Here is a 22,409-nt window from a genome sequence, read left to right on the forward strand (position 1 = left end):
CATCCCCTTTTGTTATTAGTATCTGGTACTAATATAAAGCGTTAATTTGCTTTTGTCAAAGAAAAAAGGAAGGACATGGTTTCCCCGTCCTTCCTCTCACCTTACTCTGCTAATGTCCGAACGACTTCCATGACCATTTTAGCGGAATTAATTGACGCAATCTCGAGGAATTCATCAAACGAGAGTGACGCTTCTTCATTTGCGCTATCTGAAATCGAGCGTGTTACAACGAATGGTACACCAAATTGGTGACAGACTTGTGCAATTGGTGCTGCTTCCATCTCAACGGCTGCGACTTCAGGGAAGTGCGCCTTGATTTGAGCAGAACGCTCTGAATCATGGATGAATGAATCACCTGTTGCAATCAATCCATGAACGACACGAATCGCATCCATGCGCTCGATGACAGCTTCTGCTGTTGCAACGAGTTTCGGATCGGCTTGGTAGGCTGCTGGCATTCCAGGTACCTGACCATATTCGTATCCAAACGCTGTCACGTCGACGTCGTGGTGACGCACTTCCGTTGAGACGACAACATCACCGACTGTTAACCCTTCTTTAAATCCGCCAGCTGATCCCGTATTGATGACAGCACTTGGCTTATAGTGATCAAGTAAGAGTGTCGTACCGATTGCAGCATTTACTTTACCGATTCCTGACTTCAAGATGACGACGGGAACACTATTTAAAAGACCTTCATAAAAATGATAGTTAGCGATGACTGTATCTTTACGTTCCGACAATTCGTTACGCAATAAATTGACTTCTTCTTCCATTGCGCCGATGATTGCGATTGGCATATTTCATTCCTCCATCAAACAGAAAGCCGGATTGCTCCGGCTCCGTCTTCTTTATTTAATCGATGTAATTTTGACTGCGTATTCGCCGCCTGGTGCTGGAACAGAGACTTGATCTCCGACTTGATGACCCATCAAGCTCTTCGCAATTGGTGATTCGTTCGAGATTTTTCCTGTAAACGGATCTGCTTCCGCACTCCCGACGATCGTGTACGTATCTTCTTCATTGTCTTCGACACTTAAGAAAGTGACTGTCGTTCCGATACCAACGACAGAGATATCTTTCTCTTCTTCCGAGATGATCGCAACGTTACGAAGCATCTCTTCGAGTTGCGCAATTCGACCTTCGACCATTGCTTGTTCTTCTTTTGCTGAATCATATTCTGCGTTCTCTGAAAGGTCACCGAACGAACGGGCGATTTTGATGTTCTCGACGACTTCTTTCCGGCGGACTGACTTCAATTCATTCAATTCATTTTCAATGTTCGCTTTACCTTCAAGCGTCATGTAGTATTGCTTTTCTGCCATTTTTGTCACGCTCCTTTTTATTCCACTAGTATAGTATATTCACATCTTTTTTGGAATCAATATCCTCTTTGATCAAGTGCTGAACGATAATCAAGAATCGCTCGGATCTTCGTTACGAGTAAATCGATGGCGACATGATTCTCTCCACCTTCTGGCACGATGATATCCGCATAACGTTTTGTTGGTTCACAGAACTGCAGATGCATCGGACGAACAACGTTCGTATACTGCTCGACGACTGAATCAATCGAGCGTCCTCGTTCGTTGATATCACGTTGCATACGGCGAAGAATACGAACGTCAGCATCCGTATCGACGAACACCTTAATATCCATTAGTTCCCGTAACCGTTCGTCTTCAAGCGCTAAAATTCCTTCTACGATGATAACATCGCGGGGTTCAAGATGAATCGTCTCTTGTGCCCGTGTGTGGGCGACATAGTCATATACCGGTTTTTCAACGGCAATGTTTTCACGGAGCGACTGAATGTGCTCGATCAACAGACCATTATCAAAAGCGAACGGGTGATCATAGTTTGTCTGATACCGCTCCTCCATTGATAAATCACTTTGATCTTTATAGTACGCGTCTTGCTCAATCATGACGATTGATTCACTTGGGAACGCATCGACGAGTGAACGAGCCACCGTCGTTTTCCCTGAACCCGTTCCGCCCGCTACGCCTATTACTACCGGTTTTTGCATGTCATTCGTTCCTCCATCATTTCGACTTTTTCCGGCTGACGGATACACCATCACCTAGTGGAAAAATCGTCGTATCATATTGTTCTTGTTCCATCATCCAGACCGTGAATTCCTTGACGAGACGTACCAGTCGACGTCTTCTTCGATCAAACGTCTTCGGATCAGGCTCGAGGACATCTCCGTGTAAGAAGAGATTATCCGTATACAGCACGCCGCCCTCTGGAATGAGTCGACCGTACCCAGCAAAGAATTTCTTATATTGTCCTTTTGCGGCATCGATGAAGACTGCATCGAACTGCTCTTCAAGGGTTTCGGCTAATTCTACTGCATCACCAAAAATGATGTCAATCCGGTCTGCCACATCTGACCGGGCGATGAAGGTTTTTGCTTCTTCATATCGTTTAGCATTTCGTTCGATCGTCGTAATGCGCGCATCCGGTAACGCACGTGCCATCCGGATGGCACTGTACCCAATTGCTGTTCCGACTTCTAAAATGCGCTTCGGTTGTTGTAATCGCAGGAGCGATAACAAGACTTCGGAACCGGTCAGTTCGATGATTGGTATATGATGTTCTTCCGCGTAATGCTCCATCTCAATCAATAGAGCATCCCGAGGATGAATCATCGATTCGACATAGGTCGTGAAATCCTTCACGCCATTCACTCCCTCTTCCGCATAAACAGGTTGACTTGAAGCGAACTTCCCGCTTCAACCCAACCCGTTGCTCATTGCTCTTTACTCGCTTCGTATTCTACCCATTCCGGTTTATACTTGACGACGTTTCGTTGATGTTCTTCATATGTCTCTTCATATAAAATCTGTCCTCGTGGATGTTCATCACTTGGTGGACGGGCGAAGAAATAGACATATTTTGTTTTATTCGGGTTTAAGACAGCTAACACGGAATCTTTACTGACGGTTGAAATCGGACCGATTGGAATTCCTTCGTACTTATATGTGTTGTACTTCGAGTTATTCTCAAGATCCTTCAGCGTCGTTAAAGCCGTATTTTCACCTGTGCCATACCAAACGGTTGGATCTGATTGGAGCTTCATTCCATCATCCAAGCGATTTTTGAAGACACCTGCGATTTCACGACGATCATCTGGTGTCGCTGCTTCACGCTCGACCATGGAACCGAGGCTGAGTACTTCATGGAAGGTCATGCCTGATTTTCGAATGGCATCCTCATTTTCATCATAAACTTTTTCTGTTTCATCGAGCATCGTCTCGACGATTTGATCAATGCTTTTTCCTTTATCAAACTCATACGTTGCCGGGAAGAGATAGCCTTCAAGTGCGTATAAGACACCATCTTTCTTCACTTCATCCGTCAACATCGGATATTTTTCAATCATTCCGTCGATAAACGTCGCATCCGTCAATTCTTTTCGAACTGTCTCTTCTTTAAACTTTGTCGCTTTCGCAATCAAAGCAATTTGACGATCCATCGTGATACCTTCTGGTAAGGTAATCTTCACATCCGCTGCCTTCATGACCGTTCCCGTCTTCAATTCATTGATGATTTCATCCGGAGACATGGCTTGTGACAGTGTATACGTTCCCGCCTGGAATGACGATTCATTCTTATAACGGACGTAATAACGGAAAATCGTTTCGTTCGCAATCAAGTCTTTTTCTTTTAGTAGAGAAGCAATCGTACTCGTTCCAGCTCCTAAAGGAATCTCAATCTTGACGGATTTCGTCGCTTCTTCATCGACCGGTTCAAGCGCATTTTTCAAAAAGACATAGACGACTCCACTTGCAACTAGAAAAATCGTCAATAAAACAGAAAGGATGATCAGCGTAATCCGGCGTGATGTCCGGCGTCGCCTTTTTTCGATTTCAGCATTTTGCTTCCATTCGTTCTCCATCGGTTCCTCCTTCTTCTCTTAAAACAAGGTGACATCGTAAGAGAAAGTCTCTTACGACGTCACCTGTCATGAGTCGGGTTAGTCTAACTGATCTTCAAGAGTGTTAAAGACTTCTTCGATTTCATCCCAAGTCTCTGTATCATCTTCATCGATTGGTACGAGGTTGAAGTCGTTGTCTCCATCACCGTATTCGTCGAGTTCGTAAACGAAGATATCGACTTCTTCTGCTTCGTCATAATCTGCTCCAATTGGCTCGAGGAAGATGTAAGTCTTGCTCGAACGTGGGCTTTCATAACGTAGACGTTCTGCGAATTCGAAATCATTTCCTTCGCCGTCCGGAATTACGTAACGTGTTGGTTCATTCTGTTGCATCAGTGATCCGCTCCTTTAACGCAAGCTCGAGTTCATCCCAAGTTTGCTCATCATTTTCATCGATCAGGCTCAATTCAAAATCATCTTCGCCTTCTCCATATTCATCGATCTCACAGATGATCAAATCATCTGCTCCTTCGTCAGGGTTACCGATCATTTCAAGAAACAGATAGGTTTTTCCTGTACGTTCACTCGAGTAACGGTACCATTCTTCGAAAAGATGTTCCCCGCCCTCTTCATCTGGAAAGAGATACTGACGTTTTTCTTCAGCCATCGGTTTCTCCCCCTTCATCGGTTCGTCCGATCCAAATACGATTGCAGGATCATGACAGCAGCCATCTTATCGATGACTTGTTTGCGTTTCTTACGGCTGACATCGGCATCGATCAGCATCCGTTCTGCTTGCATCGTCGTCAAGCGTTCATCCATGAAGACGACCTCAAGTCCGGTATGCTGTTCGATTTCCTTCGCAAAGGCTTGACTCGCCTCTGCACGGGGACCGATGGAACCGTTCATGTTTTTCGGAAGACCAATGACTAAGATTTCGACATTGTATGTCTTCATGATGACATCGAGCCGTTTGAAGGCTTCTGGATAATCGGGTTCCGTCCACTTGACCGTCTCGACGCCTTGTGCCGTCCAGCCCATCAAGTCACTGACCGCTACTCCAATCGTCTTCGAACCGACATCTAGCCCCATTGCACGTTTCATTTTGAATTTCCACTCTCCGCCAAATAAGATTTCACGAGTTCTTCGAGCAATTCGTCGCGTTCAATCTTACGAATTAAGTTACGTGCGTCATTATGACGAGGAATGTAAGCAGGATCTCCAGATAGGAGATAGCCGACGATTTGGTTGATCGGATGATATCCTTTTTCTTCTAAAGCATGATAGACCGTCAACAACACATCACGTGTCGCTGCTTTGTTATCGTCTTCTGGAAAGTTGAATTTCATCGTTTGATCCATCTGACTCACGTTCATCACCTCTTTCATATACACTACGTTTCTATTATGCCAGTGATTGCACGTATTGTGAAGCATACGCGAGTGCTTCTTCTAATTTCGACGCATCTTTTCCGCCAGCTTGAGCCATGTCAGGGCGACCGCCACCGCCACCACCGCAGCGTGTTGCGACTTCCTTGATCAATTTACCAGCATGATATCCTTGGTCGATTAAATCTTTTGAGACGCTTGCGACGAGATTGACTTTCTCACCTTGGGCACTACCGAGTACGATGATTGCTGATCCGAGCGAGCTTTTCAACTCATCCATCATGCCACGAAGTGCATCCATGTCTGAGACGTCGACGCGTTTCGCAAGGACACGTACACCGTTGATTTCCTCAACATCGTTCTTGAGCGAAGCAGCTTCGATGTTCGCAAGTTTTGCTTGCAACGATTCGTTTGCCCGTTCCGTCTCGCGGAGCTGTTGTTGCAACGCTTCGATACGGACAGGAACTTCCGTCGTTTTTGTCTTCAAGACAGACGCTGCTTGCTCAAGTGTTTCTAAGTTTTGGTTCATGACACGATACGCGCCTGCACCCGTTACGGCTTCGATTCGGCGTGTCCCTGCACCGATACCAGACTCCGAAACGATTTTGAACAATCCGATTTCGGCTGTGTTTCCGACGTGGATCCCGCCACACAATTCGATCGAGTATGTGCCAGCTGAGACGACACGGACAGTTTCGCCGTACTTCTCACCGAACAATGCCATTGCGCCTTTTGCTTTTGCATCGGCAATGTTCATCTCTTCGATATCGACCGGTAGCGATGACCAAATCGCTTGGTTAACGTCTTGTTCGATTTTCGTCAACTCTTCTTGTGTCACTGCACCGAAGTGTGAGAAGTCAAAACGAAGACGTTCTGGAGAAACGAGTGATCCCGCTTGGTTGACGTGTGTTCCGAGCGTATCTTTTAATGCTTTATGAAGCAAGTGTGTTGCCGTATGGTTTTTCGTGACTGCTTTACGTTCTGCTGCTTCGACATTTGCAACGACATCTGCTGCTTCCGTTGCAATCCCTGTACGGACGATGACTGTGTGCAAGTTCTGACCGTTTGGTGCTTTTTGAACATCTTTGACATCAAGAACGAAGTCCTTGCCTTCGATTGTTCCTGTATCTGCGACTTCACCACCACTTTCAGCGTAGAACGGCGTGATGTCGAGAATAACTTGTGCTTCTTCACCAGCAGCCACTTCTGTGACTCGTTCTCCATCATGCAACAATGCGATGATTTTTGCATCCGCCTTAAGGTCGGTATAACCGACGAACGTACTTTTATCTTTTAACGTCGAGAGGACTTCCGATTGCTGTTGCATCGAACCACTCTCTTCACGCGCTGCGCGCGCACGCTGGCGTTGTGCATCCATCGCTTGTTTGAAGCCTTCTTCATCAACAGACATCTGATGATCTTCTGCATACTCGACCGTCAATTCAAGTGGGAAACCGTATGTGTCATACAGACGGAACGCATCTTCACCACTGATGACGTGCTCACCGTTTGCTTTAGAATTCTGAGCGACCGTATTCAAGATTGCAAGACCGTCATGAAGCGTTTCGTGGAAACGCTCTTCTTCATTTTTAATGACGCGTTTAATGAAGTCTGCTTTTTCTGGAACTTGTGGGTAGAAGTCGACCATGACGTTACCGACCGTATCGACAAGTTCATACATGAACGGACGCTCGATCCCAAGCATTTTCGCATAACGAACCGCACGGCGTAATAAACGACGAAGGACGTATCCGCGACCTTCATTCGAAGGAAGCGCACCGTCACCGATTGCGAATGAAACCGTACGGATGTGGTCTGCGATAACTTTGAACGCCACATCGAGTTTCGAGTCGTCACGGTAGATTTTGCCGCTAATCTCTTCTGTTTTATGAATGATCGGCATGAACAGATCCGTATCGAAGTTCGTCGGGACGTCCTGCATGACACACGCCATCCGTTCGAGTCCCATCCCTGTATCGATGTTTTTACGTGGAAGTTCCGTATAGTTGCCGTGTCCATCGTGGTTGTACTGACTGAAAACGATATTCCAGATCTCGAGATAGCGTTCGTTTTCGCCACCTGGGTAAAGCTCTGAATCATTCGGATCGTCTCCAAAAGCCGGACCGCGATCGAAGAAGATTTCCGTGTTCGGACCAGATGGACCTTCACCGATTTCCCAGAAGTTATCTTCTAGCGGAATGATGCGCTCAGCCGGTACGCCGAGTTCAAGCCAGATTTGACGCGCTGCGTCATCTTCCGGGTGAATCGTAACCGAGAGACGTTCCGGGTCTAGACCGTACCAATCATCACTCGTTAAGAGTTCCCAACCCCATTTGATGGCATCTTCACGGAAGTAATCACCGACGGAGAAGTTTCCGAGCATTTCGAAGAACGTATGGTGACGTGCTGTTTTCCCGACGTTTTCGATATCATTCGTCCGGATCGATTTTTGTGCGTTGACGATACGTGGATTGTCAGGAATGACACGACCATCAAAATATTTCTTAAGTGTCGCAACACCTGAGTTGATCCACAAGAGTGATGGATCTTCGACCGGTACGAGTGAAGCACTCGGTTCGATCGCATGCCCTTTGCTTTGGAAGAAATCGAGATACATCTGACGGATTTGTGCACCCGTTAATGGTTTTAATGCTTTCATGAACAGTTACCCCCATTGTTTTATTTGGACGCAAAAAAAGCGATGCTTTCATCCCTGAAAAGGGACGAAAGCATCGCTTCCGTGGTACCACCCTCGTTCGTAAGCAACTACATTGCTTACCTCGAACATCTGATAACGGGGATGACCCGCAGGTGTTTACACCCGACTCCGGAAGGAGCTTCAAAGGAACTCGAGAAAGTGATTGCAGCAGATTCACTTCTCTCTGGACTCGAGTTTTCCTTTTACTTATCTTCCATCAACGTGTTACGTCCATTCATCTATCGTGATTATTACCTATCGAACAGCATCCGTCAAGTCTTTGTCACGCCACCGAGTCGTTCAATCAATCGTGTTCGGCGCCGGGGTTCCTCTTCTTGCGATGCTTTATGGAACGCACGCGGATCCCCGAATAACAAGAGACTCGACTTTGCCCGAGTGACCGCCGTATAAATTAAATTCCGGGAATGTTTGAACGCTCCTGTGAAATAGACTGGCATCAAGACGATTGGAAACTCAGATCCTTGCGCCTTATGGATCGTAATTGCGTAAGCATGTGTGAATTGATCCCAGTCACTTCGGTTATACTCGACTTCTGTCTGATCAAATCGAGCGATGATCTTATCGACTTTATCGACGTTCTCTTTAGCAAAGAAGATATTGACGATTTCTCCGATATCTCCGTTATAAACGTTTTCTTCCGCATTGTTGACGAGCTGAAGAATCTTATCCCCGGTCCGGTAAATCCGCGTACCTTGCTTGACTTCGCGTTTCTTCGGTTCTTCCGGATTATAAACGCGTTGCAAGGCAACATTTAATTCGTCGATTCCGACTTGACCACGGTAGGTCGGCGCGAGGACCTGCACATCGAATTTCGAATAGCCTTTCGCGAGCGCTTTTTCCGCGAAGGCAGAGATGCCACGTAATGTCTCTTGCGGTGACGCCGTGTAGAATCGACGATCCGCGAGTGGGGCTAGTAAATCTGCAGACGTCGTCCGGTTCTTCAAATCGTGAGCAAGCCGTAAGATCGAGGAATCTTCCGCTTGACGATGAACGACGTTCAAACGAACGACCGGAATTCCTTCCGTATCCATCAAGTCGGCGAGGACTTGTCCTGGCCCAACAGACGGTAACTGATCGCGGTCACCGACGAACAAAATTTTCATTCCATTCGGGACAGCGCGAAGCAAGCTCGATAACAAATAGATATCAATCATTGATGACTCATCGATGATCAGTACCTTTCCTGTAATCGGCTGATCCTCATTCAGTTGGAAGTTCGTTCCGTCATACTTCAAGAGGCGATGAATCGTCATTGCTGGGACGTCTGTTGCTTCCGACAAACGTTTAGCGGCGCGTCCGGTCGGCGCAACGAGGACGTACGGATAGACATCACCCGTCTTGACGCGGCTCTTCTCAAGCGGCCAATCATGGATTTCCTGCAGTGCATGCAAAATTCCTTTGATGACGGTCGTCTTACCGGTACCCGGTCCACCAGTCAAGACCATCAGCGGTGCTTTGACCGCTAACTCGATGGCTTCCCGCTGTTGCGCCGCATACTCCATCCCGAACTGCTCTTCAAGATGACCAATCGCTTCAAGAATCGTCGCGACGTCGACTTCCTGTTCGGCACCGTTTGCCATGACGCGTGCTAGTTCTTTTGCAGCTCGAACTTCTGCATAAAAGATCGTTGGTAAATACAAACAACCTTCTTCGAGCTTGACCTTATCTTCAGCGAGCAACAGTTCAATCGCTTGTTCCAGTCGCTCTCCTGGATCTTCCCCTAATAAACGGGGTGCCCGTTGCAGTAGCGAGTCGACGGTTGCAAAAGCATGTCCCTCGCCTGCTTCTTGTTCTAGTATGTGCATGATTGAAGCCGCGACGCGCTCCGGATGTAGTCCGACGAGTCCGAGATGTGACGCGATATGATCGGCTGTCTTAAAACCAATTCCATTCACTTCATACATTAAGGAATACGGATTCTCCCGAATCCGTGCCATGGCGTCTCCTTCGTAAGCGGCATAAATCTTTGCCGCTAGCTTCGGTGTGACATCAAATGGTGCTAAAAACAGCATCAACTGATCGACACCATACAACGTAGCGAGTCGACTCAAAATAATGTCTGCCTGCTTTTGTTTCAATCCAGGAACCTGGTTGAGGACACGCTCGTCCTTCAAAATAAGATCCACTGCCTCTTCTCCGAGGGCATCGACGATATTTTTCGCTGTCTTCGGTCCAATGCCGGTGAACGAACCATTCGTCAAGAAGCGGACCGTTGCATGTTTTGTCATCGGAACCGAACGACGAATCAGTTCCGCTTTCAATTGTTTTCCGAAACGTGGATGATCAACGAGACGACCGAATGCTTGGTACGTGCCTCCGAGTTCAATCCCGACACCGGTACCCGTAATGACGAGTTCGGTTTCTTTTAGTTCAAAGTTTTTTTCTTTGACGGCGACCAATACAATGGAGTGTGCTTCTTCTTCAGAAGAAAAGAGCACACGTTTGACGCGTCCGACGACTTGATGGGGGTGCTCCATCACTCCACCTTCTTTCTCTCTTTTTCATTCGCTGCTTTCATCATAGCATTCGTTTACCAGATTTTAAATCAGGGAAAGATACCGTGAAACATTTCGTTACGAGGAGGAGTTTAAGGATGGCACGTTTACCGATTGCAGGTTTGTGTGAATTAGTACTGGAAGTCGAGGATATGGATCGAGCCGTTCGCTTTTGGAACGGTACACTGGGTATTCCGGTTGTCGAACAATGGGCACCTGAAGATGCAGAACCAAGCAAGGAACAGTCTAAGCAAGACGGCGTCTGGGCGACGTGGCTGTATATTGGTGGCAACACACGACTTGGTCTCTGGCTAAAACGAGACTTCACGATGGAGGAACGAACGGTCAAACACTTACCTGTTTCCGAATGGGATACGTTATACGACGAAGGTGGCGTCCATGTGCACTGCGCCTTTTACGTTGAAAAAGAAGAGTTTCAGCAAGCCTTGAATCAATTGCGTGAAGCATCAATCGCTGTAAAGCTCAGAGAATGGGATGAACAAGAGACATCCAATCAAAAAGAACATTCGGCTTATTTCAAGGATACGGAAAACAACGTCATCGAACTGTATACGAAAAATATGGATGAAGCCTATGAAGACTTTTCTGGACCGCCACTTCGCATCATCCGTGAAGTCGGGAACTAAATACCATACAAAAAAGACGACTCCACAAGGAATCGTCTTTTTTAAATCAGTCTGCTTGTTTTAATAACGCATCCATCTTCGCTTTTGCATCTCGTGCGAGAGCGTGTTCCGGCTGATAGGCAAGAACAGCTTCCAGTTCTGCATAACATGCTTCCTGTTGACCGAGGAAAGCAAGGGCAATCGCATAGTTGTACCGTGCATCCGTATGCGTTTCGTCAAGCATCAAGACATGCTCGAACATTTCGACGGCTTCTTCCAGCTTCTCGTTTTGCGCTAGAGCAAGTCCGTATTGGAACGCAATCTCGATATCGACGCCGTTTAGTTCTGATGCGCGTTGTAAACGGGGCAATCCACGTACCGGATCACCAAGTTTTTGATACGTCATCCCGAGCATGAAATGGAGATCTGCATCGTCAAGACCGTAGAGTAAGGCTGCCCGCAATGATTCTTCTGCTTCTACAAGTTGATCAGCAGCAAAGAACAGCGCACCTTTCGCATAATAGGCACTCGCGAACGTATTGTCGATCATCAGTGCTCGTTCGTAAAAACGGAGCGCACGATCGGCATCGTTCATCGATTGTAACAACGTGCCAAGGTTGACATATGCTGTCGGATCTTTTGGATTTTCTTCGATTGCATCATTAAATGCTTGCGCTGCTAATTCATAATTTCCAGCTTCTAGATGCCGGAACCCTACTTCATTATAGTTCATCTTCTTTTGCTCCTTACGCTAGATAAGCGAGGCGTTCGCCTGCTTTATATGCTGCATCGATCGTCGCGCCACCGAGGCAGATGTCTCCATCATAGAATACAACAGCTTGTCCTGGTGTGATCGCCCGTTGACGTTCGTCAAACGAGACATCGAGTCCATCTTCAAGAACACGAACCGTGACGGCTGTGTCTTGTTGACGGTATCGGAATTTTGCTGTGCAACGGAACGTTTCACCAACTGGACGCTCAGACGTCCAGCTGACATCTGATGCGAGCAATCCTTCCGAATACAACAATTCGTTATGGAATCCTTGATCGACATAGAGAATGTTCTCCTCTAGATTTTTCCCAACGACGAACCAAGGTTCTCCGTCGCCACCGATGCCGAGTCCGTGACGTTGTCCCATCGTATAAAACATCAATCCATCGTGACGTCCCATGACGTTGCCGTCGAGCGTACGCATCTCACCAGGTTGCGCCGGTAGATATTGACCGAGAAACTGCTTGAAGTTTCGCTCCCCGATGAAGCAAATACCCGTCGAGTCTTTTTTCTTCGCTGTCGCGAGGTTCGCTTCTTCTGCAATCCGGCGTACTTCTGATTTTTCCATGTGCCCGATCGGGAACATCGCTTTTGCGATTTGTTCTTGAGATAATTGGTTCAAGAAATACGTTTGGTCCTTGTTCGTATCGACACCACGAAGCAGTTTGTGTTCTCCGTCTTCATAGACAGCACGCGCATAATGACCTGTCGCTACGAAATCGGCACCAAGGCGCATTGCGTGATCGAGGAAGGCTTTGAACTTGATTTCCTTGTTACACATGACGTCCGGATTCGGTGTTCGACCGAGTTTATATTCATCGAGGAAGTACGTGAAGACTTTATCCCAGTACTCTTTCTCGAAATTGACCGCATAATACGGAATGCCGATTTGATTGGCTACGGCGATGACGTCTTCATAATCTTCCGTCGCCGTACAAAAGCCGTTCTCATCCGTGTCATCCCAGTTTTTCATGAAGATTCCGATGACGTTATAACCCTGCTCTTTTAATAAATGAGCTGTCACAGAGGAATCAACACCGCCCGACATTCCAACGACGACTGTCGTTTCACTTGGGGCTTTCGCTCGTGTATTCATTCATTTCACCTCTTAGTTAATTCTGAAACGATTTTACGACATCTTGCAAGGCTTGTGCGAGTAGTTCGACTTGCGAGATATCATTTCCATGACCAAAACTGATTCGGACCGATGCTCGTGTCCGTTCATCTTCGCCATACATGGCGGATAAAACATGCGATGGTTCAACGGACCCTGCCGTACACGCACTCCCGCTCGATACCGCCATCTGACGCATATCGAGCATGATCAAAAACGGTTCAATCTCGATCTGCGGGAAGTAGAGATTGAGGACATTCGGCAGTCCTTCTTCTCCATTGATTTCATAATTGACGCCACTTTCATCTAAACGCTTCAGCAAGATAGTCCGCAATTGTTTGATGTGATCTTGTTGTTGATCACGCTCCGCGATCATCAGTTCGAGCGCTTTCGCTAAACCGACGACACCGGGTACGTTTTCTGTACCAGCGCGACGCTTACGTTCCTGTTCTCCACCAAACGTCTGAGGCGCTAACTTCACACCGGTCCGGACATATAACAGTCCAATTCCTTTTGGACCGTTAATCTTGTGACCAGATGCGGATAAGAGATCGACCTGTAACGCTTCGACATCGATTGCTTGTTTTCCGAACACCTGCACGGCGTCCGTATGGAACAAAATACCGCGTTCTCGTAAAAATCGACCGAATGCCGCAATCGGCTGAATCGTTCCGACTTCATTGTTGCCGAACATGATCGAGACGAGCGTCGTATCTTCCCGAACTGCTTCTTGTAAGGCAGTCAATGAAACGACACCAGACGACGGTACATCGAGATAGGTGACATCATAGCCTTGTTTTTCGAGTTCTTCGAACGCACGGAGCACAGCATGATGCTCAAAACGTGTCGTAATGAGATGCCGTCCTTTTTCACGCGCTGCCTCGGCTGCACCAAAAATCGCATAATTATCCGATTCCGTCCCACCGCTTGTGAAAATCAATTCGGTTGGTTTCGCGTTCAATTCATGCGCAATCTGCCGGCGTGCTTGATCGATCGCTGCCCGAGCAGAGCGACCAGCTGCGTGAACACTTGATGGGTTGCCATACTGTTCGAGCAAATAAGGCGTCATCGCCGCAAGGACTTCCGGACGCATCGGCGTCGTTGCCGAATGGTCAAAGTAATTCATTCATCTTCACCTCTCAAATATAGAACATGTATCCTGTATCGTCTTCTTCTGCTAAATCTTGCAATGTCGTTGAATCAAGAACTTGATCAACCGCTTGCTGGATTTTATCCCAGAGCTTCCGTTTTGTGACCTCGTCACACGCGTCACCTTCGACGACGACGAGTGGTCCTTCAAGTAAACGGATGATTTCACCAGCTGTGATGCTTTGTGCTTCACGGCCTAGCTTATATCCACCGTAGGCACCGCGCACACTTTTGACGAGACCACCGTTACGAAGCGGCGCAATCAACTGTTCGAGATAGTGCTCAGATAAGTCGTACATCTGTGCGATTTTTTTTAAAGATAATGGTTTGGATTCAGCTTCTTTCGCGAGTGCGATCATGATCGTCAGACCATATCGCCCTTTCGTTGAGATTTTCATCATGCGAAGGATCATCCTTTCTAGTATAGTAGTAGCTAAAAGTGGAAGGAGCGTATGTGTATGGCACATTTATTTGAATCCCAGTCCCCTGCCGGACCGCTCGCGAATCGGATGCGTCCGCAGAATCTGGATGAGATCGTTGGGCAACGCCATCTGATTGGAGAGACGACGCTCCTGCGGCGAGCAATTTTAGCCGACCGTCTCGGAACCGTTATTTTTTACGGTCCACCCGGTACCGGTAAGACGACGCTCGCGCGAGTCATCTCCAGTTATACGAAATCAGCGTTTGAGCAACTGAATGCTGTCACGGCAAAACTAGAACAATTAAGAGAAATTCTAAAAGCAGCCGAAGCCCGTCTCCAGTTCGAAGACCAAAAAACAATCCTTTTTCTCGATGAGATCCATCGCTTTAATAAGATGCAACAAGACGCCTTACTGCCAGCGCTTGAAGCGGGTACGATCACGTTGATCGGGGCGACGACGGAAAATCCGAGTTTTGAAGTCAACGCCGCTCTCTTATCTCGAGCAACGGTCTTTCGTTTCGAACCACCGACAGCAGATGATTTACGGATCGTCCTCGACCGGACTCTTAAAGACGCAGAACGCGGTCTCGGCAAATATCCAATTGCAATCACGGATGAAGCGATCGACCATTACGTCAAGTTGTCAGATGGTGATTACCGGGCATTGTTGAACGCACTTGAACTCGCGGTCTTAACGACGCCGGAAATCGACGGTCAGATCACGATCGATCTCGCTGTTGCGGAGGAATCGATTCAGCAAAAAGCATTGAAATACGATAAGGACGGCGATCGTCATTATGATGTCATCTCTGCCTTCATTAAGTCGATTCGAGGCTCGGATCCGGATGCCGCGCTCTACTGGCTCGCCGTCATGATTGAGGCCGGTGAAAGCCCACGCTTCATCGTCCGCCGTCTCTACGTCCATGCGGCAGAAGACATCGGTCTATCTGATCCACAAGCCTTACTGATGGTCGATGCGTGTGCACGTGCTTGCGAATACGTCGGGTTCCCGGAAGCACGAATCCCGCTCGCTGAAACGGTCTTATACCTCGCGACGGCACCGAAATCCAATGCCGTCATTTCAGCGATTGATCAAGCACTGACGCTCGTTCGTCGCTCGGATGGTGGACCGGTTCCACCGCACTTGCGAGATGCTCACCACCCAGGCGCCGCAGCACTTGGAAATGGCGTCAGCTATCAGTATCCGCACGACTTCGAGCACGCTTATGTGCCCCAGAATTATTGGCCTGAGAATCTCGCCCGGACAAAACCGGTCTTTTATCGTCCTAGTCCACGTGGGTTTGAAAAACAATTGCAGGCTCGTCTTGATTTTTGGAACAAACAAACATCTACACATCAGAAAAAGCGACCATAAGGTCGCTTTTTTTTAACGAACGCGCTCGATCGTCACGCCGGCTTCACGGACGATCTCATTGATGACATAGCTTGCTGCAATCAAACCACCGACTGATGGAACGAATGCATTTGAACTTGGTGGCATCTTCGCCTTACGAATTGCTGCCGCATCGTTTCCGACGACTTGTCGGACTTCTTCGATGATCTTAACAGGTGGCTCATCGGAGAAGACGACTGGAACACCTTTATGAATACCGGCTTTCCGGAGTCTTGTCCGAATGACCTTCGCCAGTGGATCATAACTTGTATCTTTGATGTCAACGATCTTGATGCGTGTCGGATCCATCTTGTTTGCCATCCCCATGCTCGAGATGATCGGGATGTTACGCTTCTTACATTCCTGAATCAAGTGAATCTTGAACGAGACCGTGTCTGAAGCATCGATGACATAATCCGGCTTCTGTTCAAAGAATGACTCGAATGTTTCTTCATTGTAGAACATCTTCAAACGAACGATTTCAAGATCTGGATTGATTAACGCAAGACGTTCTGCCATAGCATCGACCTTCGGCTGACCGACCGTCGGAAGCAAGGCATGGATTTGTCGGTTGACGTTCGTGATGTCAATATCATCCTTATCCACAAGAATCAAACGACCTACACCACTACGGGCAAGCGCTTCTGCTGAGAACGATCCAACGCCACCGATTCCTAGAATAGCGACAGACTTGGATGCCAATGCGTCAAGTCCAGTTTTACCGATTGCTAGTTCATTACGCGAAAATTGATGTAACATCTCATAACCTCACAATACTCATACTGTTTTACTCGGAATTATATCATAAAAAAAAACGTCATGCGACGTGTCAAACGATAAAAATAATAAGACGATGGGACCCGAAGTGCCGTGTCGATACCTTATTTTTGAACCTGCTGTGCAGGTGGGTGTCTTATCCGATTCCTATTCGTACGTCCTCCTGCTGTGTTACGAGGCATGTACTACTAGTTGGAACGTCAAACTCCCTATCAAAAAAGAGTGGCTCAAAGATAAAAGGCGGCTCTCGTACAATTCAGGAACCCCATCTGATGCATTTAATATAGCATCCTCCCTTCTGAAATGCAACTACTTCCCACTCCAGAAAAGAATGCTTTTTTCAGGTCCAGCGTTTCGTGAAATCTTGATTCGGATCATATCGCTGTTGTTGGAATACGGGATCGAATCGTGGTGTCCGTGTCGCATTTCCGACACCCGCGATAAACGCCCAGTTACCATAGTTTGAAGCGACGTCATAATCAACTAATTGCTGTTCAAAATACTGTGCTCCGATACGCCAGTCCTGCTTTAACTCGTGGATGAGATAACTCGCAACGATCTGTCTTCCTCGGTTCGACATCCATCCGGTTTCTCGAATCTCGTTCATGAAGGCATCGACGAATGGAACTCCCGTTTCACCTTCTATCCAGCGTTCGACTGCTGCCTCGTCCCTCTTCCAAGTGCGTTGCCCTTCTTGTAGTCCACCTGATCGAAATAAACGACTTCCTGTCTCGCGCATCGTCAAATGGAAGAAGTCACGCCACAATAACTCAAAATACAACCAGTACGTCGATTCATTCGCTCCTTTTTCTCGCTCGGCTTTTTGCAATTCAGCCATGACGCGACGTGATGATAGTGACCCGTTCGCTAGCCAAGCAGATAACTTCGAAGAATCATTTCGTAAGAAGCCATTGCGTGTTTCTTTATAAGTAAACACAGGCTCAGCAAGATACTCTCGCAAACGTGCCCTCCCTGCTGATTCTCCTCCACGAAACGGAAATGCAATTTCTGGATTTGCTGCAACCGACTCTTCTTTCATTACATCAATACCTGACGGTGGATCAAGCGGATCGTAAAACGTACCTTTTGCTTCGACACGTTTTCGAAATGCCGTAAAGACACGCTTTAGCTCATCACTTCCAATATCTTCTCGACGATGCAACGTCTGCGTCTCAAAAGAACGCGTCGAATATTTGTCTTCGATATACTTCTCACTTGCTGCTTCTTCCGTTCCGGTCATCTTATGGAAATAGACCGTATCATCCGGTTGCACGTAAGAGTCGAGCACCTCATGCACCTTACCCTCTAGAATATCTAACGTGATCCCAATTTGGGACAGATGACTTGCTAAATTCTCTAGTGTCTCCTGCTCGAATCTTGCTTGTTGCGTCCCTCTTTCAAAATCCCGTTTTTTCTGATGTTTGATGTACACAGCACGAATCGTGTCATGTTCTTCACACGCGCTCCGAAGTGCTTCATGGTCATCCACTCGTAAATCATTGCGATACCAAACGACTGCTCCCATATTGATCGTCTCCCTTCTCCTTATACTATGACCCGACTATGCTACCCGGAAAACCACTCGATGTGCCTATGAGGTTTTAAGACGTTGTTTTCGTGGAATATGATTAGTACAACAAACTAGAGGAGTGAATGAATCAATGGCAGCAAAACGTGGTAAACTCAGAACATTAATGACGCTTGTAACGACGGTTGGACCAATCGTCTATAAATTCTATAAAAAGCAACAATCTAAAAAATCAATCAACAATCCTAAATAAAAAATGGACGTCTCCTCACCGGAGCGTCCATTTTTTTAGCGTTTACTGACACCTTCACTCGTATCTACATAAAAACGCCAAGGGTATGCTGTCGCTTCTCCGGCATTTGGAATACCAATTCGTGTCGTCTCGACGATCGCATCGACCGGGTCGGCAACGAGTCGAAAACGGGCTTGATAAAGATCTTGACCCGAATCTGCTGTCGTTAGACCGAACCCTTGGCACAATTTTGCCGGTCCATTGACGAGATTCCGTCGTTGAACTGCCGTCAACTCTGCGTAAGAACAACCAAAACGACGTTTTGCGACAAGATCATGCCCACTTATGATTTCAGCCCCTCGTAATAAGAGTCCATATCCTTCCCCTTCATGCCCACAGACGACATTCATACAGTGATGCATACCATATGTGAAATAAACGTACAGATGTCCCGGTGGACCGAACATCGGTGCTGTCCGTTTCGTAGGTTTACCGGAAAACGAGTGCGCTGCCTGATCGTGCGGACCAAGATAAGCTTCGACTTCGACGATTCGCATCGTCACGTCATCAACCGTGATCTGTGTCCCTAAGAAATCTGGTCCGACTTCAACGGGTGAGCGTTCAAAAAACTGTCGTTCCATTCGTTCTTCCTCCTCCATGAAACAAGCGAACCTTCCTATACCGGAAGATTCGCTTGTCGAAGTTTACGATTGTTTAACTGCTGTCCGAATCGAGAGATCGTTCAATTGCGCATCTGAAACCGGGCTCGGTGCTGCCGTCAACAGATCACTTGCTGATGCTGTTTTCGGGAACGCAATCGTATCGCGTAAGTTCGAACGTCCTGCGAGCAACATGACGAGACGGTCTAAACCAAGTGCGATCCCCGCATGTGGTGGTGTTCCGTATTCGAATGCTTCCATCAAGAAGCCGAACTGCTCGTTTGCTTCTTCTTCTGTGAAGCCAAGCAATTTGAACATCCGCTCTTGGATATCGCGCTCGTAGATCCGTTGTGATCCACCGCCAAGCTCATATCCGTTCAAGACGAGGTCATACGCGACTGCGAGGACTTTTCCAGGATCCGTCTCGAGTAATTCGAGATCTTCACGACGCGGCATCGTGAACGGATGGTGGTTCGCGTAGAAACGACCATCCTCTTCTTCATACGTGACAAGTGGGAAGTCCGTCACCCAAAGGAAGTTAAAGACTGACTCATCGATCAAGTCAAGTTCCTTCGCTAACTTCTGACGGAGCGCCCCTAAACTGTCTGCTACGATCGATGCTTTGGCTGCGACGAATAATAACAAGTCGCCTGCTTCTGCATCGGTCGCCGCAATCAGGCGAGCCGTTGCTTCTTCGTCAAAGAATTTCGCGATTGGACCGTTTAGTCCTTCTGCTGTCACTTTGACCCAAGCAAGACCTTTTGCACCATAGATTGCTGTGAATTCTTGTAACTTATCGATGTCTTTACGTGAGAAACGTTCAGCGGCACCTTTGACGTTCAACGCCTTGACTTCGCCATCTGCTTCAAGCGCCATGTCGAATACTTTGAATCCTGCACCTTTGACCGCTTCCGCAACGTCAATCAATTCGAGACCGAAACGTGTATCCGGTTTATCCGAACCATAACGGCTCATCGCTTCTGCATACGGCATGCGTGGGAATGGTGTTACTATGTCTTTGCCAAGCGTTTCTTTCATAACACGCGTCATCATCGACTCCATCATCGCATATAAGTCTTCGATGTCCATGAAGCTCGTCTCGATGTCGACTTGCGTGAATTCCGGTTGACGGTCTGCCCGTAAGTCTTCGTCACGGAAACAACGTGCAATTTGGAAGTAGCGCTCAAAACCAGACACCATCAGCAATTGTTTGAACAATTGTGGGGATTGTGGCAAGGCGTAAAATTCACCTGGGTGGACACGACTTGGGACGAGATAGTCACGTGCGCCTTCTGGTGTTGATTTCGTTAAGATCGGCGTCTCGACTTCAAGGAAGTCCTGCTCGTCGAGGAAGTTCCGCATGATGTTCGATGCTTTCGAACGAAGACGGAATGTCTCTTGGAGCGAAGGACGACGCAAGTCGAGATAACGGTATTTGAGACGTAAATCTTCTGATGTCTGCTCCGCTTCTTCACTGATCGGGAATGGTGTCATCTTCGCTGCGTTCAAGATAACGACTTCGTCCGCGACGACTTCGACTTGCCCAGTTGGGATGTTCGGGTTCGGATTCTCACGGGCGATGACGTGTCCTTTGATGTCGAGGACATACTCTGAACGAATCGATTCTGCGAGGCGGTGTGCCTGCTCATTTTCCGGTTGGAAGACGATTTGGACGATACCACTCCGGTCGCGGAGATCTAGGAAGATCAATCCTCCTAAGTCACGTCGTTTTTGAACCCATCCTTTAAGTTGAACGTGTTGTCCGATGACGTCTTCCGTCACCTGACCGTTCATATGCGTGCGTCCGATCATTGTGCTTCCTCCTTTAATTTCGCGACGATTGTATCAGCGACTGCTGATAACGGAACGTCCGTCTGCTCCCCTGTAGCCATGTTCTTGAGCGCTGCTGCGCCACGCTCGACTTCTTCATCCCCAAGGATGACTGTATAACGTGCCTTCAAGCGATCCGCCGCTTTGAATTGTCCTTTGAATTTCCGACCGAGATAATCCCGATCCGCGACGAGTCCTTCAAGACGCATCAATTGTAGGAGACGTGTTGCCGTCTTTTCGACTTCGTCACTACCTTGCGCAACGATGAAGACATCGATTTGATCGTCCACTGCTGGTAAGACGTTCTCGTTTTCAAGTGCCATCAAGAGGCGCTCGATGCCGATTCCAAATCCAATTCCTGGTGTTGCTGGTCCACCGATTTGTTCGACGAGACCGTTGTAACGTCCACCGCCACATAGTGTCGTGATTGCTCCAAAACCTTCTGCTTCCGACATGATCTCAAACGCCGTGTGATTGTAATAATCGATTCCGCGGACAAGCGTCGGGTCAACGACATACTCGATACCGAGTGCATCTAAGTGAAGCAAGACTTCGTCGAAGTAAGCTTTTGATGCTGGGTTTAAATAATCGAGAATCGATGGTGCCGTCGCCATACTCGGGTGATCGCGGTCGACCTTACAATCGAGAACACGAAGTGGATTCGTTTCGAGACGGTTCTGACAGTCCTGACATAACTCGTGAACGACCGGTTTGAAGTGTTCGACGAGTGCTGCCCGGTGTGCCGCACGACTTTCGTTATCCCCTAGTGTGTTGATGACGAGCTTGAGGTGCTTTAATCCGAATGAACGGTAGATGCTCATTGCGAGACTGATGACTTCTGCATCGATCGCCGGTTGTTCACTCCCGAGTGCTTCGACTCCATATTGGTGTAGCTGACGGAAACGACCTGCTTGCGGACGTTCATAGCGGAACATCGGTCCGATATAGAACAATTTCGTCGGTTGATTCGGTGAGCCAAACAGCTTGTTCGTCACGAATGAACGAACGACGGCAGCCGTTCCTTCTGGACGTAACGTCAACTGATCTTTCCCACGTTTCTCAAGCATGAACATCTCTTTTTGAACGATATCCGTCGTCTCACCGACGCCACGTTTGAAGAGTTCTGTCTCCTCAAAAATCGGAGTCCGGATTTCCTTATAGTTGTAACGCTTACTGATTTCACGTAATTGTTGTTCGATGTACTGCCAGCGTTCGACGGTCCCTGGAAGGACATCAAACGTACCGCGTGGTAATTTCATCTCAAATTCCTCCTTTTTTGAATACAAAAAAGTCCTCGTCCGCAAAGGGACGAGAACTTGAAGATCCCGTGGTACCACCCTGGTTGTCAAATCACATTTGACCACTCGGTGCAGTTAACGCCTGCGTACGACCTTCCCTACTATCGGTTCAGGAAGATACCTCG

At 47.6% G+C, this 22,409-nt stretch carries 22 protein-coding genes, 1 other RNA gene and 2 other annotated features (1 of these 25 cut by a window edge); of the genes, 2 read left to right on the forward strand and 21 right to left on the reverse strand.

Annotated features, from left to right (window positions below; translation table 11 throughout):
- Positions 1 to 101: 101 nt before the first annotated feature.
- From mtnN to recD2, 11 genes are all read right to left on the reverse strand, one after another.
- A complete protein-coding gene (gene mtnN, locus K6T22_RS11640; RefSeq protein WP_023468903.1) occupies positions 102 to 800 on the reverse strand; it encodes a 5'-methylthioadenosine/S-adenosylhomocysteine nucleosidase in 699 nt (232 codons plus the stop codon).
- A gap of 51 nt (positions 801 to 851) precedes the next feature.
- Positions 852 to 1,325, reverse strand: a complete 474-nt coding sequence (gene greA / locus K6T22_RS11645) for a transcription elongation factor GreA (protein ID WP_029342224.1) — start codon at positions 1,323 to 1,325, stop codon at positions 852 to 854.
- Positions 1,326 to 1,381: 56 nt separating this feature from the next.
- A complete protein-coding gene (gene udk / locus K6T22_RS11650; RefSeq protein WP_238237368.1) occupies positions 1,382 to 2,029 on the reverse strand; it encodes a uridine kinase in 648 nt (215 codons plus the stop codon).
- Between the two features lie 16 nt (positions 2,030 to 2,045).
- Positions 2,046 to 2,684, reverse strand: a complete 639-nt coding sequence (locus K6T22_RS11655) for an O-methyltransferase (RefSeq protein WP_238237370.1) — start codon at positions 2,682 to 2,684, stop codon at positions 2,046 to 2,048.
- A 71-nt stretch (positions 2,685 to 2,755) separates the two neighbouring features.
- Entirely contained in the window at positions 2,756 to 3,904 is a 1,149-nt protein-coding gene (gene mltG, locus K6T22_RS11660; protein ID WP_238237371.1) for an endolytic transglycosylase MltG, read from the reverse strand.
- A 78-nt stretch (positions 3,905 to 3,982) separates the two neighbouring features.
- On the reverse strand, positions 3,983 to 4,276 hold the full coding sequence (locus K6T22_RS11665) for a DUF1292 domain-containing protein (RefSeq protein ID WP_053453928.1): 294 nt from the start codon (positions 4,274 to 4,276) through the stop codon (positions 3,983 to 3,985).
- Complete coding sequence (locus K6T22_RS11670; RefSeq protein WP_023468909.1) at positions 4,263 to 4,550, reverse strand: DUF1292 domain-containing protein; 288 nt, start codon at positions 4,548 to 4,550, stop codon at positions 4,263 to 4,265. Before K6T22_RS11670 ends, K6T22_RS11665 begins: the two co-directional genes overlap by 14 nt.
- 14 nt (positions 4,551 to 4,564) lie before the next feature.
- Positions 4,565 to 4,987, reverse strand: a complete 423-nt coding sequence (gene ruvX / locus K6T22_RS11675; RefSeq protein WP_053453929.1) for a Holliday junction resolvase RuvX — start codon at positions 4,985 to 4,987, stop codon at positions 4,565 to 4,567.
- Positions 4,984 to 5,253 carry an IreB family regulatory phosphoprotein gene (locus K6T22_RS11680; protein ID WP_029342229.1) on the reverse strand — a complete coding sequence of 90 codons (270 nt, stop codon included), beginning with the start codon at positions 5,251 to 5,253 and terminating at the stop codon, positions 4,984 to 4,986. The genes ruvX and K6T22_RS11680 overlap by 4 nt, the downstream gene beginning before the upstream one ends.
- 34 nt (positions 5,254 to 5,287) lie before the next feature.
- Positions 5,288 to 7,930, reverse strand: coding sequence for an alanine--tRNA ligase (gene alaS / locus K6T22_RS11685; RefSeq protein WP_238237373.1), 2,643 nt, complete (start codon positions 7,928 to 7,930; stop codon positions 5,288 to 5,290).
- Between the two features lie 57 nt (positions 7,931 to 7,987).
- Positions 7,988 to 8,199: a binding site (T-box leader), on the reverse strand.
- Between the two features lie 42 nt (positions 8,200 to 8,241).
- Positions 8,242 to 10,467: an SF1B family DNA helicase RecD2 gene (gene recD2 / locus K6T22_RS11690; RefSeq protein ID WP_238237374.1), complete on the reverse strand. Its 2,226-nt coding sequence runs from the start codon at positions 10,465 to 10,467 to the stop codon at positions 8,242 to 8,244.
- Between the two features lie 116 nt (positions 10,468 to 10,583).
- Here recD2 and K6T22_RS11695 point away from each other — a divergent pair, with 116 nt between their 5' ends.
- Complete coding sequence (locus K6T22_RS11695) at positions 10,584 to 11,132, forward strand: VOC family protein (protein ID WP_238237376.1); 549 nt, start codon at positions 10,584 to 10,586, stop codon at positions 11,130 to 11,132.
- 46 nt (positions 11,133 to 11,178) lie between these two features.
- Here the strand turns inward: K6T22_RS11695 and K6T22_RS11700 are convergent, their stop codons facing one another.
- Genes K6T22_RS11700 through cymR form a run of 4 tightly spaced genes read right to left on the reverse strand, consistent with a single transcriptional unit; the run spans position 11,179 to position 14,544 of the window.
- A complete protein-coding gene (locus K6T22_RS11700) occupies positions 11,179 to 11,844 on the reverse strand; it encodes a tetratricopeptide repeat protein (RefSeq protein WP_053453933.1) in 666 nt (221 codons plus the stop codon).
- 13 nt (positions 11,845 to 11,857) lie between these two features.
- Positions 11,858 to 12,979, reverse strand: coding sequence for a tRNA 2-thiouridine(34) synthase MnmA (mnmA, locus tag K6T22_RS11705; RefSeq protein ID WP_238237377.1), 1,122 nt, complete (start codon positions 12,977 to 12,979; stop codon positions 11,858 to 11,860).
- 16 nt (positions 12,980 to 12,995) lie between these two features.
- The gene (locus tag K6T22_RS11710) at positions 12,996 to 14,123 is read right to left on the reverse strand and encodes a cysteine desulfurase family protein (protein ID WP_238237378.1); all 1,128 of its coding nucleotides are present in this window, start codon (positions 14,121 to 14,123) and stop codon (positions 12,996 to 12,998) included.
- A gap of 13 nt (positions 14,124 to 14,136) precedes the next feature.
- Positions 14,137 to 14,544 (reverse strand): cysteine metabolism transcriptional regulator CymR, encoded by a 408-nt coding sequence (cymR, locus tag K6T22_RS11715; RefSeq protein ID WP_056062801.1) that lies wholly within the window; start codon positions 14,542 to 14,544, stop codon positions 14,137 to 14,139.
- Between the two features lie 60 nt (positions 14,545 to 14,604).
- Here cymR and K6T22_RS11720 point away from each other — a divergent pair, with 60 nt between their 5' ends.
- Positions 14,605 to 15,942, forward strand: coding sequence for a replication-associated recombination protein A (locus K6T22_RS11720; protein WP_238237382.1), 1,338 nt, complete (start codon positions 14,605 to 14,607; stop codon positions 15,940 to 15,942).
- A gap of 12 nt (positions 15,943 to 15,954) precedes the next feature.
- Here the strand turns inward: K6T22_RS11720 and K6T22_RS11725 are convergent, their stop codons facing one another.
- The 6 genes from K6T22_RS11725 to hisS all read right to left on the reverse strand — a co-directional run bounded on the left by K6T22_RS11725 (position 15,955) and on the right by hisS (position 22,245).
- Entirely contained in the window at positions 15,955 to 16,719 is a 765-nt protein-coding gene (locus K6T22_RS11725; protein WP_053453937.1) for a tRNA threonylcarbamoyladenosine dehydratase, read from the reverse strand.
- A 94-nt stretch (positions 16,720 to 16,813) separates the two neighbouring features.
- Positions 16,814 to 17,003: non-coding RNA, 6S RNA (gene ssrS / locus K6T22_RS11730), on the reverse strand.
- A 74-nt stretch (positions 17,004 to 17,077) separates the two neighbouring features.
- Complete coding sequence (locus tag K6T22_RS11735; protein ID WP_238237383.1) at positions 17,078 to 18,262, reverse strand: DASH family cryptochrome; 1,185 nt, start codon at positions 18,260 to 18,262, stop codon at positions 17,078 to 17,080.
- 291 nt (positions 18,263 to 18,553) lie between these two features.
- Positions 18,554 to 19,138 carry a DNA-3-methyladenine glycosylase gene (locus K6T22_RS11740; RefSeq protein ID WP_238237384.1) on the reverse strand — a complete coding sequence of 195 codons (585 nt, stop codon included), beginning with the start codon at positions 19,136 to 19,138 and terminating at the stop codon, positions 18,554 to 18,556.
- A 63-nt stretch (positions 19,139 to 19,201) separates the two neighbouring features.
- The gene (gene aspS / locus K6T22_RS11745) at positions 19,202 to 20,968 is read right to left on the reverse strand and encodes an aspartate--tRNA ligase (RefSeq protein WP_238237386.1); all 1,767 of its coding nucleotides are present in this window, start codon (positions 20,966 to 20,968) and stop codon (positions 19,202 to 19,204) included.
- Positions 20,965 to 22,245, reverse strand: a complete 1,281-nt coding sequence (gene hisS / locus K6T22_RS11750) for a histidine--tRNA ligase (protein WP_035406530.1) — start codon at positions 22,243 to 22,245, stop codon at positions 20,965 to 20,967. The genes aspS and hisS overlap by 4 nt, the downstream gene beginning before the upstream one ends.
- A gap of 42 nt (positions 22,246 to 22,287) precedes the next feature.
- Positions 22,288 to 22,409: a binding site (T-box leader), on the reverse strand (it continues 100 nt past the right edge of the window).

The organism is Exiguobacterium acetylicum, assembly GCF_022170825.1.
Classification (GTDB): domain Bacteria; phylum Bacillota; class Bacilli; order Exiguobacteriales; family Exiguobacteriaceae; genus Exiguobacterium_A; species Exiguobacterium_A acetylicum_B.